Source organism: Aeromonas sp. RU39B, from assembly GCF_900156095.1.
Taxonomy (GTDB): Bacteria; Pseudomonadota; Gammaproteobacteria; order Enterobacterales; family Aeromonadaceae; genus Aeromonas.
Map to the genome: position 1 here is coordinate 538047 of NZ_FTMJ01000001.1, position 16836 is coordinate 554882.

Sequence of the window (16836 nt, forward strand, 5' to 3'; positions counted from 1 at the left end):
TTTGCTGAGTGATGAGTGAAGGGTTACGCATCGACCGGGTCGGTGCGGCACTGCTCTTTGCCGGAGCGCACCGAACGGTGGGCTTGCGGCTTATCCGTATGACGGTTGAGTTGGCGCTCCAGTTTCTGGCCCACCTCTGTCACCGCTGCATAAAGATCCTCATGGCTGGCCTGTGCAAACAGGGTGCCGCTGGGAATCGAGATCGTTGCATCTACCACAAACGTCTGACCTTCCTTGCCAATGGTGACGTGGGGTTTGATAAGAGGCACCTGAAGACGTTCGAGCTTGTCAAAGCGGGACTCAATGCGCTCGCGAATAGCCGGGGTGATGTCCATGATTTTGCTGGTAATTTCTACGTTCATATAACCCCCCTTAGGGTCGTCTTGCTGGTCTCTTCAAATTCAGATTACCGATTGGGTAAGTTGAATTTGTGACTTTTATCACAAAATTAGCGACTTCGTTCGGGGCTGGCAAGTAAATGTGATCGTATCAATTTATTGCTAAAAAAGAGCTTGAGCTTGGCGGCGGGGGTGGGCAGTATGTCAGGAGTTGAGTCGTTTCTGTCCCCCCTTTGGCAGCGCATTTTGACGACCTGAATCCAGCCAGTTTCCTGCCGTTTCCCCCTTGGTATCACCCGTATTTCCATAACAGTTTTTTGGGTTTCGCTGATGCCGAGCGACTCAACAACAGGTATGATGCGGCCGACGTAGTCGTTTAAGTGGTCGGAGTGGTTGATGAGTGTGCACACCACACAACTGATGTGGTTTTTTGATATCAGAAGCGGGGCGTGCCGCTGGTCACCCAGTCTGGTTGCCGAGCAGTTGGCGTCGGCCAACTTGTTGCCAACCTCGACTGCGTTGGCGTCGCTCGCCAGTCAATGTCGTGTCGCCCGCGAGCCGTTCGTGTGGCATCCGGAGCTCGTCGCCGGCGTACACGCCGAAATGAAGTTGTTGCCGCTCGATACCCCCAGCGCATGCTTAGGGCAGTTGACCCTGAGTGGCACGCTGCCGCTGCCCGTCATGGCGTCGACCACGCAGTACCACTCGTTGCTGGATCTCTCCTGTGGCTTGTCCTCGCTCGAAGAGGGGGTAAGGCACTTTTATCCCCGCTTTTCCCAATGGTTCAAAGAGGCGCTGGGCTGTTGCTGTAGCGCCCTGTGGATGTGCGATGGCGAACATCTCCGCTGCCTTTATGATTCACGGGAAGTGAAAGAGGGTATCGCACATCCGTTGGCTGAATTTCCTGCGCTGCAAACCATGCTCTCTCTGAGCGGTCCGGTGGTGCTTGAAGAGAGCGCCAGCCATCCTCTGGCCCTTGAGCTGTCGCCTTTGGTTGAAGGGGCCAGCCAACTGCTGATGCCAATCCGGGTTGATGATGAGTTATTGGGGCTGGTGACTTGCGGCTGGTCGGCATCGCATGCGCCGCTTGGTGTGGCAGAGCAGGCGCTGCTCGGCAGTGCCTGCACCCTGATGGGGAAGGTGATCTCGCAATCGCAGGCCATACGCGATGCGCAGAGGTGGTCACGGCGATCCCGTCTGGTCGAGCAATTCTCCCAGGCGGTGTCGGCGCAGACCGGGCTCTCATTTCTGGAAACGCTGGTCACTCAACTGGTGTCACTGTTTGCGGTCGATGGTGCCTGGCTTTGCGAACGTAATGGTGAAGACAAGGTGCGGCTGGTGGTGGCCTCGGGCGAGCGTCCCGATGGGGAATATCCGCTCGATGGCACCTTCTGCGAGAGCGTTTATCGTGGCGCGGCCATTCGTCTGCCCATGGAGCCTTCCAAGCCGGACTCGCGTCTTTACTGCGCGACGCCGCTACTGAGCGGGCAGGGCGAGATCATCGGGCATCTGGCGCTGATCTGTTATAGCCAGGAGCAAGCTGACGACATCGAGAGCGTGTTACAACTGTTCTCGAGTCGGGTTGCCGCCGAGCTGGAGCGCTTGCAGGTAGAAGCGCAGCTGCGCCTCTCTGCCGTTGCCTTTGAAACCCATGAAGGGATTGTGATAACCGATCCCCATTTCTGCATCTTGCGAGTCAACAAGGCTTTTTGCCAGATAACCGGTTATGACAGCCGGACTGTGCTTGGTCTGACACTGGGTGAGGGCGTCTGGAAAGGGGGGCTGGGTTATCGGCTCGATGCCCTTAATCGCTGGCAAGGTGAAACCGAGCGTGAGCGCAGTGATGGCCGCCTGACCAATCACTGGGAAATCGTCACGCCGGTTCATGACGATCGCGGTCAGATCTCCCACTTTGTTATCTGTTTTGAAGATATTTCCGAGCGCAAGGCGGCGCAGCGCAAAATTCAGGATCTGGCTTATTACGATGAGCTGACCGGTCTGCCTAATCGCCGCCAACTGCAAGAGAGTCTGCCACGCGCCTTTGAGCTCGCGCGCAAGAACGATGTGATTGGCGCGCTGCTGTTTATCGATCTCGATCACTTCAAGACCATCAATGATTCGCTCGGTCATGCGACCGGTGACTGGCTGCTTCGGCAAGTGGCCGATCGTCTCAAGCGTTTGATTCGCCAAGGCGATTTTCTGGCTCGCCTCGGTGGCGACGAGTTTGTGTTATTGCTGCCGCACCTTTCGGCCAGTCCGCCTCAGGCGGAGATGCAGGCCGATCTGGTGGGTGAGCGCCTGATTGCCGAGCTGTCGGCCCCTTACCCGTTTGCTGGCCAATCCCTGCACATCGGGGCCAGCGTCGGCATCACCCTCTTCCCTGGTCGTGACCAAGGGGCTGACGATCTGCTCAAGCAGGCCGATACCGCCATGTATCAGGCTAAGTCGGCCGGTCGGCGCACCTTGCGCTTTTTCGATATCACCATGCAGCAGCAGGCTGACCGTCGTCTGCAGGTGCATAACGAGCTGCGTGGCGCGCTCGATAACAACGAGTTACTGCTCTATTACCAGCCGCAGCACATGGTGGAAGGGGGCGAGATCATCGGCGTCGAGGCGCTGTTGCGCTGGCAACCGCCCGGTCGCAGCATGGTGTCGCCCGGCGAGTTTGTACCGATTGCCGAAGAGACCGATCTGATTGTCGATATCGGCAACTGGGTGCTGCTCGAGGCTTGTCACCAGTATGTGGCGTGGGAAGAAGATGGCATCCATATTCCCCAGTTGTCGGTCAACGTCAGTGCCAAGCAGTTCCACGCCCCTGATTTTGTCGACAGGGTACATGAAGTGCTGGCCATGACCGGCATGGACCCAACCTCTCTGAATCTTGAGATCACCGAGTCGGTGGTGCTCGGTCACGCCGAAGATACCTTGCACAAAATGAGCGAGCTTAAAGAGTTGGGTATCAGCTTTGCTATCGACGACTTTGGCGCGGGTTACTCCTCACTGAGTTACCTCAAGCGCTTGCCGGCGGACGAGCTCAAGATTGATCGCTCGTTTATCCAGGACATTCCCCATGATGCCGACAACATGGCGATCGTGGAGGCGGTGCTGGCGATGGCCAAGCACATGGGCTTTAACGTGACCGCCGAAGGGGTTGAGACCCGCCAGCAACTGGAGTTTCTGCAGGCTCAGGGCTGCAGTTTCTATCAGGGCTATCTCGCCTCCAAGCCACTGCCGGTCGAGTATCTTTACCGCTATGTGCGCCGGGTGGGCGTGGCGGGCGATCGCGACGCCCATTTGGCGATGCGTCAAGTGTAAAAGTATTCAAACAGCGCCTGATGCTTGGCTACAATGGCGCTATGCCCGTGTTAACAGGACGCCCCGGATGGCGTCCCTTGGAGTTTTGAGTTGAAAAGGGTCATTGCGATCATTCTGGCACTGCTCAGTCCTATGGTGCCTGCCGAGAGCCTGCAGCAGTCTCTCTACCGTGAAGCGCACTCTGCGGTCAGGGCCAACGACATGGCCCGTTTTTATCAGATCCGTACGCAGCTGAAAAACTACCCCCTGCTGCCTTATCTTGATTACTACCGGCTGGCTTTTCGCCCCGGCCAGGCCAGTTTTGCCGAAGTGACCCGTTTTTTGCGCGATCACGCTGATACACCGCAAGCGAACCGCCTCGAGCGCAGTTATCTGCAATACCTAGCCCAAAGCGGCCAATGGACCTCGTTTTTGCAGCTCTATCCCCAGTTGCCGGAATCCACGTCACTGCGCTGCCTGCACTATCAAGCCCGCTATTATACCGGCCAGCGCAGTGAGGCGCTCAAGGGGGCGGAAGCGCTGTGGATGAGCGGCCAGTCGCGCCCTGATGATTGCGACGGATTGTTTACCCTGTGGCAGCAGGCTGGCCTGCGCACCACGGCCAAAGTCTGGCAGCGCATGGGACTGGCCTTTAGCGAGGGCAATGGCGATCTGATTCGTCATTTGGCGCCGGCGCTCGGTGCCGAGAGTGACAGCAAGCTGCTGCAAGACACCTTCACCCGTCCAGCCATGGTGCTGGATCGCACCCGCTATCCAGATACTGCGCGCGGACGTGACACGCTGCTGCTCGGGTTGGCCCGCTATGCCAACGATGAAGCACTGCGGGTGTTGAATGTCCTGCCTGCCTATAAAAATCGGTTGGCGCTGACGATCACCATGTTACAGCCGGTAGAGCGGGCGATAGCCCGGCGTATGTTACTCGACCGTTTGCCGGATCAGCGTAGTTGGCTCGATACCACAGTCAGCCGCATCAAGGATGATGAACTGCTGGAGCTGCGCGCCCGTATGGCTGTGTGGGAGCTTGACTGGCGCGGTGTCGCGCGCTGGATTGCCATGATGCCCAGTGCGTTGCAGCAAAGCGATCGCTGGCAATATTGGCAGGCGCGTGCCATGGCCAGTGCCGGCCAGCAAGGGCAGGCCCAGGCGCTCTACAGTCAAACCGCCAAGCAGCGCGGTTACTATGGCTTTCTGGCGGCGCAACGCGCCAATATTCCCTATCGGCTGGTGAACAACACGCCCCGTGATGCCCTGGCGTGGGAGCCGTCGGTGCGTCAATGGCCCTTCCTTGCCCGGGTCAAAGAGCTCAAATCCATGCACGACCTTTCCGGTGCGCGCGCCGAATGGCTGCACAATCTGGCGCGCAGTAGCGATCAGGAGAAGCTGCAGTTCGGCATGTTGGCCGAGCGTCAGGGCTGGCACGATCTGGCCATTCAATCGACCATCGTGGCGCAGGCTTGGGATGCCATGGATCTGCGCTTCCCGATGCCGCTTAAAAACACCTATCAGCGAGTGGCCAACCAGCGCAACATGGACATGACCCTGCTCTACGCCATTTCGCGTCAGGAGAGTGCCATGTATCCGCTGGCCGAATCACCGGCCGGTGCCCGTGGCTTGATGCAACTGATGCCGGCCACCGCCCGCCATACCGCTGGCAAGATTGGTTATCCCTATCGCGATCCGGATCAGCTGTTCGACCCGGATGTGAATGTGAGTCTCGGCAGTGCTTATCTGCAGGGGTTGCTCAACAACTACGGTGGTAACCGGATCTTTGCCGCCGCGGCCTACAATGCCGGCCCTGGCCGGGTGGCGCGCTGGCGGGCACAAAGTGGTAACAAGCCGGCGGATGTGTGGATCGAGGGCATCCCCTATCGCGAGACACGCAATTATGTGCAAAACATCCTCTCGTTCAGTCTTATCTATCAGCACAAGGCGGCGCGCTCGCCACTGCGGCTGCTAAGTAACAACGAACTGCACGGCGCCTACTAAACGGCCAGACCTACCCACCGGGTAGGTCTTTTTCTTTCTATCTCAAGTCGTTAATGTGTCATTTGACGGCGCTATCTCTGATCTCGTGCCGAGTTTCTTGCGGTCATAAAGGTTATAATGCCCGCAAACAATAACTCTCCCTCAAAAAGGATGTGCGAGTGGCAACGATCAAAGACGTTTCCCGGCTGGCTAATGTCTCCATTTCTACGGTTTCCCGCGTGATCAATAACACCGCGCAGGTGGCTCCGGAGAAACGCGAGGCGGTGCTGGCAGCCATGAAAGAGCTTAATTTCAGGCCCAACAGTTTCGCCCAGGCACTGGTCAGCAAACGCTCCAACTGCATCGGCGTGCTGGTGGGTGATCTGTGCGGCGGCCCCTTCTTCGCGCAGATGATGCGCGGGATGGAGCGAGTCATCGACCGTGCCAACAAGTTCACCATCGTCATGTCGGGCAACCACGCCGAGGCGCGTGAGCGCCATGCTATTCAGGCGCTGCTTCAGCGCCAGTGCGATGCCCTGATCCTGCACAGCATGGCGTTGCCGGATGCCGAGCTTATCGAGCTGGCGCGCGGTGATACACCGATTATTTTTATCAACCGTCTGGTCCCCGGGCTGGAGTCCCAGTGCGTCTGGTTTGATAACCGTGGCGGTGGCAGCACGGCCTGCCAGTTGTTGATCGACAAGGGGCACCGCAACATTGCGTTTGTGACCTCTGACGACGACGCCTTCGTTGATGGCCGCCAGCGTATGCAGGGCTACCGCGATGCGCTCGAACGCGGTGGTATTACTTATGACGAGACGTTGGTGGGCAGAGCCTATGCCGATGAGCAGGGCGGTTATGTGGCGATGGGCGAGCTGCTCGCGCGCGGCGTGACCTTCTCCGCTGTGCTTGGGTTTAATGATGCCATGGTGGCGGGCGCGATTTCCTGCCTGCTGGAGCACGGGATCCAGATCCCGGGGCAGGTGTCGGTGGTGGGATTTGATGACATTCCCTATGCCCGTTACACCTATCCGAAACTGACCACGGTGCGCTACCCCATCGAGCAGATGGGCGAGCGTGCGGCAGAGCTGGCGCTGGCGCTGCTCGATGGCCGTGACTGTGAGCAGTGGGTACGCAAATTTGCCCCTGAACTCGTGATTCGTGAATCCGTTTCCTGAATAAACGTGGGCTCCCATGGGAGCCCGTTACTCGCACTCGCTTGAAATCGCTTTCAGAAATCCTTTTCAAACGTGATCCTCTTCAAAGCTTTTTAACTTGAGGATCACTAGGATAGCGCTTAAGAATTTGGAGCCCGTGCTCCCGATTTTCCCGCTGTGGGAAGTATCTGGATCATCCAGCTATTTCCTTCGTTACTTTCAACGGCCATCATAGATGGTCGTTTTTTTTTGTCGGAGACGTAGCCATGCAGCAGGTAGGCATCATAGGTGCAGGCTGGTTAGGGCTGCCGCTGGCACAGGCGCTGCGGGCGCGTGGCGACCACGTGGTGTTGACGTGTACCACGCAGGACAAATGCAACCAGCTGCGCGCGGCGCACTGGCAGGTGCAGTGCTATCGGGCCGGCGAGGGACAAGATTGGCCGTTAACCGGATGCTCGTCTCTGGTGGTGGCGATTGCACCGAGCAAGGCTGGGGATTATCTGGCGGCGATCCGCGAGATAGCGCATCAGGCAAAGCACCATGGTGTGGGGCGTCTGCTGCTGGTCAGTGCTACCTCGGTCTATGCTCCCGGTCAATCGGAAGCCGACACGCCCCGGGCAACCGGAGAGCGCGCCGAGCGGCTGTTGGCTGCTGAGCAGATGGTTTGGCAAAGCGGTATTGCGTCGGTATCGGTCCTGCGCCCCGCCGGCCTTTATGGCCCAGGTCGTCATCCCGGGCGCTTTCTGGCTGGCAAGCAGACCAGTGGTGAGCTGAGCGCTGTGAATCTGGTGCATCTTGATGATGTGGTGGCGGCCTGTTTGCTCCTGCTCGATGCCCCGACGCTGGCTCCTGCTTATATGCTCAGTGCCCCCGGCCATCCGCACCGGGGCGAATTTTATCGTCGCGCCTCAGAGATGCTGGGGCTGGATGCGCCTTGTTTTATTCCGCCGCAGGGCAGCTTTCATCCCTTGACCGGCGAGCGTATCTGCCGCGAGCTCGGGTTTATCTATCGCTGGCCCGATCCCATGGCTTGGCTTGAGCACGAGAGGGATGAGGTTTGCCAAGGGCGCGATCGGGCTCTATGATGCCGCGATTCATCTCAGTGAGACGGTAACAACAATAATGATCGATACAACACGTCAGCCCGATGGTGAGCTGCTTCTGCGTACCCTGGCCATGCCTGCCGACACCAACGCCAATGGGGATATTTTTGGTGGCTGGATCATGTCGCAGATGGACATCGGCGGTGGCATTTTGGCCAAAGAGCTGGCCAAAGGGCGAATCTGCACCGTGTCGGTGGAGGGGATGACCTTTCACAATCCCATCAAGGTTGGGGATGTGGTCTGCTGCTATGGCCGTTGCCAGCGCATTGGTCGCAGCTCCATGCAGATCAAGCTGGAAGTGTGGGTCAAACCGGTACTGCGTGAAAATGAAGCCCAGCGTTACTGCGTGACCGAAGGGGTCTTCAACTACGTGGCGATTGATGATAATGGGCGGCCACGTCCGGTGCCGGCATTAAACGCTTAAATTGGCGTGGCGCTGATGATGGAGATCTGTTCATCAACGCCCAGCATTTGCCGTATCATGTGCTCGAGCATCTCTTCCGAGCCGACATAGCGATCGAGTTCAAACAGGCAGAGGTCGCACTGGGTATCGCGCATAATCAGATAGGGCAGGTTCATCTCTATCTGGTTGCTGGTCCCGTAGCGATCGCAAAAGCTGATACGGTAGCGGTAGTGTTCAGACATTCGAAGACTCCGGCCTGACAGGGGAAATGACGAGCTATGAGCCTAGTCGTTTTTGCCAAACATGCGGGTGAACAGGTGGCATTAAGAACACAGGTGGTTGTTTGCCAATGAGAAAAAGTTATCGGATTATCGGAACCTCGCTGCTGGCTCTGGGGCTGGTGGGCTGTTTCGATGTGCCACAGCAGGGCTATTTCGTCACCGCCAATGGCGTGGTACCGGCGCTCGATTGTGGCAAGCCTCCGCTGGTGGCTTTGGCCAACCGCGCCTTGCCCCGCGAGTTCGGTATCACGGTCTGGAATCTCTACAAGGGTCAGCGCGCTGATTGGCTCAGTGGCTTGGGTCAGTTTGCCGGTGGCCGCGATCTGGTGCTGCTGCAAGAGACCCGCACCTCTCCAGAGCTACTCGCCTGGCTAAAAGCCGGTGGCTATGAGTGGCAGCAGCTGCAAGCGTTCACCCAGGGTAGCAGCTCGTTTGGTGTGATGACCGCCTCGACCACGCCCCAGGCGTTTGTCTGTGGGGTGCGCTCACCCGAGCCTTTCTTGCGGATCCCCAAATCCGGTCTGGTCAGTCTCTACCCGTTGGAGGGCGATCCGGATGGCGTCATGGTGGTTAACCTGCATGCGGTCAACTTCGAGCTGGGGATGGCGGGTTATCGCGAACAGCTCAACGAGCTGACCATGCTGGTGCACCGTCATCAGGGACCGGTGATCCTGGCGGGTGATTTCAATACCTGGAGTGAAAAGCGCCAGCACTGGGTTAATCAACTGGTGGACGAGCTTAACCTCAAAGAGGCGGTGGCCACGGACGATAAGCGCAGAACGGCGTTTGGCCTGCCGCTCGATCACCTCTATTACCGCGATCTCGATCTGGTCGAGGTGTCGGTACCGGTGACCTCGGCTTCGGACCACAATCCGATAGTGGCGCGCTTTCGGGCCCAGAGCCTGACACCGGGCAAGTAATGTCAAGCCAATAAAAAACCCGCCAGCGGCGGGTTTTTTATTGGGCTTTAGGCTATGGGTTAGCCGTTATCACCGACAAACAGGGTTAACTTCTGGCCCGGCTGCAGGTGGTTACGCTTGTCAAGCTGGTTCCAGCGCAGCACATCCACCACGGCAACCTGGAAGCGGGCAGCGATGGAGGAGAGGGAATCTCCGCGACGCACCTGATAGCTCACCGAATTCGCCTTGGCGGCGGCCTTCTTGCTCACAACCAGCTTGGTACCCGGCTTGATGGTGGCGCTGGCAGAGAGCCCGTTCCACTTCATCAAATCTTTATGGGAGACGCCCTGTTTGCGGCTGATATCCCACAGGGTATCGCCGTTTTTCACCGTGTAGCGTGCCGGCGCTGCCGACTTGCTACTGCGGGTCACCACCTTTTCACTGCTAAAGGTCTGTCCGCTGGTCACTCCGTCACTCGGGATGCGCAGCGTCTGGCCGGCGCGCAGAGCATGGCTGTTGAGGTTGTTGGCCATCTTCAGCTCATCGACACTGACACCGTGGCGGCTGGCAATAATCGACAGGGTGTCACCCTTACCGACTTGGTATTGCCCGCTCTTAAGACGCTCGGAGCTCGGCAGGTCGGCCAGCGCCAGTTCAAAGGCGTCAGCATATTCAACCGGTACTAACAGACGGTGTGGGCCACGCGGAGAGGTCACACCGCGCACCAGCGCCGGATTAAGTGCCTTGAGCTCACTGCTTCGCATGCCAGCCAGATTAGCGGCCGTGCTGATGTCGAGCTGACCGCCCACATCCACCGAACGCAGTTTGGGCTCGTTAGCCAGCGAAGGCAGAGAGACGCCAAACTCGGACGGGCTACTCAGTATGCTGGCCATCGCCAGCACCTTGGGCACGTATTGCTCGGTCTCTCTTGGCAGGTCCAGTGACCAGTAGTCGGTCGGCAGACCACGGCGCTGGTTGCGCACAATGGCGTTACGCACGCGGCCTTCACCGGCGTTGTAAGCGGCCATGGTGTTGAGCCAGTCACCGTCGAAGAAACGGTTAAGATATTCGAGGTAATCGAGCGCCGCCGAGGTGGAGGCCACCACGTCCTTGCGTCCGTCATACCAGCGATCATGGCTTAATCCGAAGTTGCGACCGGTCTGCGGCACAAATTGCCACAGCCCTACGGCGTTGCTGCGGGAGCGGGCCGTGGGATCGAAGGTACTTTCGATCATGGGAATCGCAACCAGCTCCATTGGCAGCCCGCGCCGTTCAATCTCCTCCACCATCAGATAAAGGTACGGTTCAGCACGACTGGCAATGGTCGCTACATGTTGATCGTTACTTAAGATCGATGCCCGCTGTCGGGTAATGCGATCATTGTCGGAGACGTCCAGTTGCATGTCTGCACCGATACGCTCCCACAGGTCATCGCTCCCCTCAACCGTCTCCAGTTGCTCATCATTGAGCAGGAAGCGGGGGGAGTAACGCTTGTGTGCTTTCTTGTTGACTTGGGGAGACGTTACTGGCTCGATTGCCGTCTGCGCCCGGTCGTCCTGATTGCTCAGGTGTTGGCAGCCACTTAAGAAAAGCGCCGCCAATATGGCCGTTCGAACCTTCATCACTCACAGGTCATCCAATGGGTAAACAGAGGCCATAGTATGCGGCTAGGCCATGATGATCAAGGTTTGCTTAAAAAACATCCTTCCATGCCCGTAGTACACGGAACACATCTTGCGGTGTATCCAGTTGAGATAACTGGTGTTTTTCAGCAGAAAATTTTACTGAGTCGTGGTTGCACCGCAGAAACACATTTACCTGTTTCTCCAGCTCCAGACGGGTAGGCAGGCTGGGAACGCCCTGCTGGCGCCGCTTGCTGATCTCTCTGGTATAGGCAGTGATCGCGGGATTTTCCGGCTCCACCGCCAGGGCAAAGCGCAGATTGGCCATCGTGTATTCATGGGCCGGGTAAATCAGGGTCTCATCCGGCAGACTTTTCAGGCGCTCTAATGAGTCGTACATCTGCTCGGCTGTGCCTTCAAACAGACGCCCGCATCCGGCGCTAAAGAGGGTGTCGCCACAAAACAGCATGCCGTCACTGTAGTAGGCAACATGACCGCGAGTGTGTCCCGGCACATGAATGACAGTCAGGGTGAGACCGTGCCAGCGAATGGTATCACCATGCTCGACCCGGGTACCCGTGAGGCCGGGCAGTTCATCGTGCTGCGGTAGATAGAGACGAGCCAACGGAAACGCCGCCAGCAGATCGGCAACCCCACCGGTGTGATCTTTATGGTGGTGGGTGATCAAAATGGCATCGAGGGTGAGATTGAGCGCAGCCAGCCGCTCCAGCACCGGCTCGGCGCTGCCCGGGTCAACCACCAGACAATGATTTTCATGGCGAATCAACCAGATATAGTTGTCATTAAAGGCTGGAATCGTGATCACGGGGGGCATGAGTTCGCTTCTCATCTTGCTTCCTATCTTATATAAAGGAGTGGCTTTCCTCTGACCGGACCTATTATGCAGGCGGCACGCAGTGAACAACAAATCCTGAGCCCAACCAGTTGGTGTGACTTGCCGATGGGCGACTGGATGGCGACCGAAATTCAGTCCCGCCTCGATCTTTGGTGTCCTCACCTGTTTGGCTATCACCTGCTTAAAATTGGTGCGCTCAGTGCCGAGCTCTCTTGCCAAACGTCGACCATTCGCCATCAGTTGTCAGTGGCGCCGGCAGGGCGGGATCTGGCCATGCTGGCCGAGGTGACCGAGTTGCCAGTGCGCTGCGGCTCGGTAGATGCCTGCCTGCTGGCCCATACCCTCGATTTTTGTAAAGATCCCCATCAGGCGCTGCGTGAAGCCGAGCGAGTGTTGACTGCCGATGGCTGGATCATCATCACCGGTTACAACCCGCTCAGTCTGGTGGGGCTGGGTAAGCTGTTACCCTGGTTTCGCCGTCGGCTGCCTTGGTCGGCGCGGATGTTTACACCCGGCCGGGTGATCGACTGGTTGCTGCTGCTCGGGTTTGAGGTGATGTTTGACGAGCGCTTTGGCTACTCCCTCAAGGGCGTTCACAGCATGGCCGGTTGGTGGCGTGAGAGTCTGGGGCATGACTATTGCCGCAGTTTCTCGTCGGTCTATATGCTGGCGGCGCGCAAACGCCGTATTCCACTGCAGCCGGTACGTAAATCCTGGCGCGTCGCACCACCGCTTATCACTCCCGGCATGGCGCGCACGGCTAATCGTCAGGGCTGATAGCCGCTGTCTTCGGGTAGGTCTTTACCGCTGGCTGCCTCACGGGCCAGCTCATCGCAACGCTCGTTTTCCGGATGACCCGAGTGCCCCTTGACCCACAGCCACTCCACCTGATGGCGAGATACCTCGGCATCGAGTTGTTTCCACAGATCCACATTTTTGACCGGTTCGCGGTTGGCCGTCAGCCACCCTTTGCGCTTCCAGCCGGTGATCCACTGGGTGATACCCTGGCGCACATACTGGCTGTCAGTGGTCAGGCGCACCTGGCAAGGCTCGTTTAGCGTCCGCAGCCCCATGATGGCCGCCATCAGCTCCATCCGGTTGTTGGTGGTCAGACGAAAACCGGCCGACAGCTCTTTTTTGTGCTCACCATAAATCAGCACGGCGCCGTAGCCACCCGGCCCCGGATTGCCCAGGCAAGAACCATCCGTATATAAATCAATCTGTTTTAGCATCTGCAATAGGGTAAACTTGGAGAAAATCAAAGTTTGACACAGAACCCAGCATGAGCACACCCCAAGCCAATCGCCAAATCGTCCTCGATACCGAAACCACAGGTATGAACATGTCCGGCGGCCCGCACTATCTGGGCCACCGCATCATTGAAATCGGCTGCGTGGAGATCATCAACCGCAAGCTGACCGGTAATCACTTTCATGTCTATATCAAGCCCGATCGGGAAGTGGATCCGGAAGCCATTCAGGTGCACGGCATTACCGATGAGTTTTTGCGTGATAAGCCTTCGTTTGACAAAATTGCCGACGAGTTTATCGAGTTTATCCGTGGTGCCGAGCTGGTGGCGCACAACGCCCCCTTTGACGTGGGCTTCATGGATTATGAGTTTGGCAAGCTGGGTCTGAGCCTCAAGACCACCGATATCTGCACGGTGACCGATACCCTAGCCATGGCCCGCGAAATATTCCCGGGCAAGCGCAACAACCTGGACGTATTGTGCGAGCGCTATGGCATTGATAATTCCCACCGTACCTTGCACGGGGCGTTGCTTGACTCGGAGATCCTCGCCGACGTCTACCTGCTGATGACCGGTGGCCAGACCAAGCTTAATCTGGCGAGTGAATCGGCCGATACCAATAGCAGTGCGCAAGATACCGGGATCCGCCGGTTGAGCCTTGAGCGTCCGCGCCTGAAGGTGATCCGTGCCGATGATGCCACGCTGGCCGTGCATGAAAGTCGTCTGGATTTGGTGCAAAAGAAAGGGGGAAGCTGTCTGTGGCGTCAATAAAGCAAGCTTGTTTGCTGTTATCACTGCTGATGACTCCGTGGCTGGCTGCAGCCGAAGAGCCAGTGGGGGCGGCGGACATTCCCTTGCTGGCCAACCGCTTTCGCATCGACCATGGCGTGAAGGAAGTCACCTTCATTATCAAGCGTATTGAAGGAGGCGGGCCGGTTATTCTGGTTCGTCCCGATGGCAGCAAGCTCTATAGTCATCGCCATCCAGCCGGTGACGTGGGCTGGTTACAGACCAAAGATGCCGAGCTGATTACGGTGCGTGACCCCATGCCGGGCCCTTGGCAGGCTATTGGCAACATCGATCCGGACAACCGGGTGCGGCTGCTGTCAGATATTGAACTGCAATATGATCCCCTGCCGATGCGGGTGTTCCAAAGCGAAATCCTTAAAGTCACCAGCCGGGTGATCATTGATGGCGCTCAGGCCACCGACAAAGACTATGTCTCGGATCTGGGCATGACCCTGCGTCTGCAATCGCTGCCCCACACGGAAGGGGCGGAGCAGGAGGATATTCAAGTTGGCCACTATCTGGATAATGGCCAGGATCTTGATGAGCGGCCGCACGATGGCGTGTTGACGGCGCGGGTGGTGCTTGAGGCAGATCCCGGCAAGTATCGCGCTATCATTTCGACTGGCAACGAGGTGTTTGTTCGTGCGCGCAGCCAGGAGATCTTCATCTATCCCCAGCCATTTCAATATTCGCTAAATCCGCCGACCGAGAAAGAGGGGCCCAAGCTCTCTTTGTTGGTTGACCGGGAAGAGCTCGACCCTGGCAGTCTGGCTGTGACCGGTCAGGTGCTGGACCCGTCCGGCGTAGCAACACCGTTCAATGGCAGTGGCACTGAGCAGAACCTCTCATTGACGCTGACCAAGCCGGAGATGGTCGGGCTCTATCAGGTGCAAGCCACCCTGCTCGCCACCACTAAGGGTGGGCGTGAAGTGCAGTTGCAACTGCCACAGCGGGAGTTCTCCATCTCGCCAAAACCGGTGATCGAGCCGGTAGTGAGCCAAGCGGCTTCAGCGGCTGAGGCCACCGAGCATGCCAACGAGGAGGGAACGTCACTGTGGGTATGGATTGCCGCCGGTGTCGGCGTACTGCTCCTGTTGCTCGCTGCAGTCGGTTTTATCCTGATGCAAAAGCGCAAGGCGCTGAAAAAGGCACTGGCAGCACGTCAGGCGGCGGAGGAGCAAGCCTCAGCTAAGGCTCCGGCCAGCGAGGTTGATCTCAACCAGCCCGAGCAGTAGCTAAGTGGCACCAACAGTAAGGGGGAGAGCAGAGGCTCCCCCTTACTGTTAGAGAGAGATAACGCTCAGTGGCCACCTTGGTAGTTATCACGGTAGGCATCACGAATGGCCAGGAACTGTTCGAGATTGGCCAGCATGAGGTCGACCAGTGTCGGGTCGAAATGGCGGCCACGCTCCTCTTCAATCAGTGCCAGCACTTTATCGAGCGGCCAGGCCTGTTTGTAGCAACGATCCGAACCGAGGGCATCGAACACATCAGCCAGCGCCACAATGCGCCCTTCAAGTGGAATAGCATCACCCGCCAAGCCGTTTGGATAACCAGAACCATCCCACTTCTCATGATGGTTGCCGGCAATCAGGGCGCCGGTCTGGAACAGCTGCAGCTGACTGCCCGAGAGCATATCCTGCCCAAGCCGGGCGTGGGTTTTCATCACGGTCCACTCTTCTGCGGTCAGCTTGCCGGGTTTGTGCAAAATGGCATCCGGGATGCCGACCTTACCGATATCGTGCAGGGGGGATGCCCGCTTGATGAGCTCGGTGCGTTCATCGCCAAGGCCAAGCAGCTTGCAAAATAGCTCGGTATACAGAGCGACCCGTTTGACATGCAGCCCGGACTCTTTGGAGCGGCTTTCGACCAGCTCGCCGATGCGGTAGATGATCTCGCGCTGGTTGTCGGCTATGACCTCGTTGAGGCGGATATTCTCCAGCGCCACCACAATGTTTTCGGTAAACAGGCTGAGCAGGTTGGCATCCATCTCACTCAGGTGCTGGCCACCTTCAATATGAAACAGGAGCTGATAGCGACTGTTCTTGCAAAACAGCACCAGCTCTTCCTTGCCATACACGTTGGATTGCTGCGCGATTGCCTGCTGCACAATAGCCGGCGCATGTTTGACATCGGTGTCGACCAGCGTCGGTGAGAAGGGGCTTAAGCACTCTTCACTTTGCACCGCGTAAGCGTGCTGGCGGATATCGTAGAGGGCGGAGTCTTCCAGATTGAGCAGTGCCGTGAGTTGCTCGCGGGCACCGTCGATAAACTGGCGCAATGCGCGTTTTTCAAAGATGCCGCGCGACGCCTCAATCACTTTTTGCAGGCCGCGGCGGTTACGCTCAAGCGTGCGGATATCGCGATAAGAGCGCAAACTGGCGCGCAGTAAGGTGCGCAATTTCTGGGAAGTAAGTTCGGTTTTGTCCTTGTAGTCGTTGATATCAAAGTTGGCGACCACATCGTCTTCCGGCGCCTGTCCAGGTTGGCCGGTACGCAGCACAATGCGCACCATGCTGTTGCCAAGCTCTTCACGCACGTAGCGCACTACATCAAGGCCGGCATGGTCACTCTCCATCACCACATCCAGCAGCATCAAGGCCACATCGCTGTGCTGGGCCAGCATCGCCTTGGCCTCTTTGGCACTGTAGGCACTCAGCAGATCCAGCCCCTTGCCATCGAACTCGAACTGGGAGAGGGTCATGCGGGTTACTCTATGCACCTCGACATCATCATCGATAACCAGCACCTTCCATTGCTTTTTGGGGCCTGGGGAGGCAGCGTTCTCGTCATCAATGATCAGGATTTCATCATCCATAGCACAATCCAGAGGTGAGTCTTACAGCACGATAGCGTGTT

General features: G+C 57.8%; 15 protein-coding genes. 9 read left to right on the forward strand and 6 right to left on the reverse strand.

Annotated elements, in window-relative coordinates; all coding sequences use genetic code 11:
* Nucleotides 1–23: 23 nt before the first annotated feature.
* Nucleotides 24–362, reverse strand: a complete 339-nt coding sequence (hpf, locus tag BW958_RS02375; protein ID WP_076573910.1) for a ribosome hibernation-promoting factor, HPF/YfiA family — start codon at nt 360–362, stop codon at nt 24–26.
* A 372-nt stretch (nt 363–734) separates the two neighbouring features.
* Here hpf and BW958_RS02380 point away from each other — a divergent pair, with 372 nt between their 5' ends.
* The 5 genes from BW958_RS02380 to yciA all read left to right on the forward strand — a co-directional run bounded on the left by BW958_RS02380 (nt 735) and on the right by yciA (nt 8302).
* Nucleotides 735–3653: a bifunctional diguanylate cyclase/phosphodiesterase gene (locus BW958_RS02380; RefSeq protein ID WP_256701780.1), complete on the forward strand. Its 2919-nt coding sequence runs from the start codon at nt 735–737 to the stop codon at nt 3651–3653.
* A gap of 90 nt (nt 3654–3743) precedes the next feature.
* On the forward strand, nt 3744–5639 hold the full coding sequence (locus BW958_RS02385; RefSeq protein WP_076573912.1) for a transglycosylase SLT domain-containing protein: 1896 nt from the start codon (nt 3744–3746) through the stop codon (nt 5637–5639).
* A gap of 158 nt (nt 5640–5797) precedes the next feature.
* Nucleotides 5798–6796: a LacI family DNA-binding transcriptional regulator gene (locus BW958_RS02390; RefSeq protein WP_076573914.1), complete on the forward strand. Its 999-nt coding sequence runs from the start codon at nt 5798–5800 to the stop codon at nt 6794–6796.
* Nucleotides 6797–7041: 245 nt separating this feature from the next.
* The gene (locus BW958_RS02395; RefSeq protein ID WP_076573916.1) at nt 7042–7860 is read left to right on the forward strand and encodes an NAD(P)H-binding protein; all 819 of its coding nucleotides are present in this window, start codon (nt 7042–7044) and stop codon (nt 7858–7860) included.
* A gap of 37 nt (nt 7861–7897) precedes the next feature.
* Complete coding sequence (gene yciA / locus BW958_RS02400; protein ID WP_076573918.1) at nt 7898–8302, forward strand: acyl-CoA thioester hydrolase YciA; 405 nt, start codon at nt 7898–7900, stop codon at nt 8300–8302.
* On the opposite strand, the gene BW958_RS02405 is transcribed toward yciA, so the two are convergent.
* Nucleotides 8299–8523, reverse strand: coding sequence for a hypothetical protein (locus BW958_RS02405; RefSeq protein WP_076573920.1), 225 nt, complete (start codon nt 8521–8523; stop codon nt 8299–8301). The genes yciA and BW958_RS02405 overlap by 4 nt on opposite strands.
* Nucleotides 8524–8630: 107 nt before the next feature.
* On the opposite strand from BW958_RS02405, the gene BW958_RS02410 reads away from it, so the two are divergent.
* A complete protein-coding gene (locus tag BW958_RS02410; RefSeq protein ID WP_076573922.1) occupies nt 8631–9482 on the forward strand; it encodes an endonuclease/exonuclease/phosphatase family protein in 852 nt (283 codons plus the stop codon).
* Between the two features lie 59 nt (nt 9483–9541).
* On the opposite strand, the gene BW958_RS02415 is transcribed toward BW958_RS02410, so the two are convergent.
* Together BW958_RS02415 and gloB are read right to left on the reverse strand one after the other, a co-directional pair.
* Nucleotides 9542–11083: a LysM peptidoglycan-binding domain-containing protein gene (locus tag BW958_RS02415; RefSeq protein WP_076573924.1), complete on the reverse strand. Its 1542-nt coding sequence runs from the start codon at nt 11081–11083 to the stop codon at nt 9542–9544.
* A gap of 70 nt (nt 11084–11153) precedes the next feature.
* Nucleotides 11154–11918: a hydroxyacylglutathione hydrolase gene (gene gloB / locus BW958_RS02420; RefSeq protein ID WP_076574119.1), complete on the reverse strand. Its 765-nt coding sequence runs from the start codon at nt 11916–11918 to the stop codon at nt 11154–11156.
* Between the two features lie 66 nt (nt 11919–11984).
* Here gloB and BW958_RS02425 point away from each other — a divergent pair, with 66 nt between their 5' ends.
* Nucleotides 11985–12716 (forward strand): methyltransferase domain-containing protein, encoded by a 732-nt coding sequence (locus tag BW958_RS02425; protein WP_076573926.1) that lies wholly within the window; start codon nt 11985–11987, stop codon nt 12714–12716.
* Here BW958_RS02425 and rnhA read toward each other — a convergent pair.
* A complete protein-coding gene (gene rnhA / locus BW958_RS02430; protein WP_076574121.1) occupies nt 12707–13171 on the reverse strand; it encodes a ribonuclease HI in 465 nt (154 codons plus the stop codon). The two genes, BW958_RS02425 and rnhA, sit on opposite strands and share 10 nt — an antisense overlap.
* A gap of 50 nt (nt 13172–13221) precedes the next feature.
* Here rnhA and dnaQ point away from each other — a divergent pair, with 50 nt between their 5' ends.
* On the forward strand, nt 13222–13959 hold the full coding sequence (gene dnaQ / locus BW958_RS02435; RefSeq protein ID WP_076573928.1) for a DNA polymerase III subunit epsilon: 738 nt from the start codon (nt 13222–13224) through the stop codon (nt 13957–13959).
* Nucleotides 13960–13988: 29 nt separating this feature from the next.
* Nucleotides 13989–15212 carry a TIGR03503 family protein gene (locus BW958_RS02440; RefSeq protein ID WP_076574122.1) on the forward strand — a complete coding sequence of 408 codons (1224 nt, stop codon included), beginning with the start codon at nt 13989–13991 and terminating at the stop codon, nt 15210–15212.
* Between the two features lie 65 nt (nt 15213–15277).
* Here the strand turns inward: BW958_RS02440 and BW958_RS02445 are convergent, their stop codons facing one another.
* Entirely contained in the window at nt 15278–16795 is a 1518-nt protein-coding gene (locus BW958_RS02445) for an HD domain-containing phosphohydrolase (RefSeq protein ID WP_076573930.1), read from the reverse strand.
* Nucleotides 16796–16836: the final 41 nt, after the last annotated feature.

Coding starts and splice junctions, on each gene's coding strand:
- BW958_RS02425 (WP_076573926.1), top strand. CDS start 11,985: ATGCAGGCGGCACGCAGTGAACAACAAATCCTGAGCCCAACCAGTTGG.
- BW958_RS02395 (WP_076573916.1), top strand. CDS start 7,042: ATGCAGCAGGTAGGCATCATAGGTGCAGGCTGGTTAGGGCTGCCGCTG.
- BW958_RS02405 (WP_076573920.1), bottom strand. CDS start 8,523: ATGTCTGAACACTACCGCTACCGTATCAGCTTTTGCGATCGCTACGGG.
- dnaQ (WP_076573928.1), top strand. CDS start 13,222: ATGAGCACACCCCAAGCCAATCGCCAAATCGTCCTCGATACCGAAACC.
- BW958_RS02440 (WP_076574122.1), top strand. CDS start 13,989: ATGACTCCGTGGCTGGCTGCAGCCGAAGAGCCAGTGGGGGCGGCGGAC.
- yciA (WP_076573918.1), top strand. CDS start 7,898: ATGATCGATACAACACGTCAGCCCGATGGTGAGCTGCTTCTGCGTACC.
- BW958_RS02380 (WP_256701780.1), top strand. CDS start 735: ATGAGTGTGCACACCACACAACTGATGTGGTTTTTTGATATCAGAAGC.
- BW958_RS02410 (WP_076573922.1), top strand. CDS start 8,631: ATGAGAAAAAGTTATCGGATTATCGGAACCTCGCTGCTGGCTCTGGGG.
- BW958_RS02445 (WP_076573930.1), bottom strand. CDS start 16,795: ATGGATGATGAAATCCTGATCATTGATGACGAGAACGCTGCCTCCCCA.
- rnhA (WP_076574121.1), bottom strand. CDS start 13,171: ATGCTAAAACAGATTGATTTATATACGGATGGTTCTTGCCTGGGCAAT.
- BW958_RS02415 (WP_076573924.1), bottom strand. CDS start 11,083: ATGAAGGTTCGAACGGCCATATTGGCGGCGCTTTTCTTAAGTGGCTGC.
- hpf (WP_076573910.1), bottom strand. CDS start 362: ATGAACGTAGAAATTACCAGCAAAATCATGGACATCACCCCGGCTATT.
- gloB (WP_076574119.1), bottom strand. CDS start 11,918: ATGCCCCCCGTGATCACGATTCCAGCCTTTAATGACAACTATATCTGG.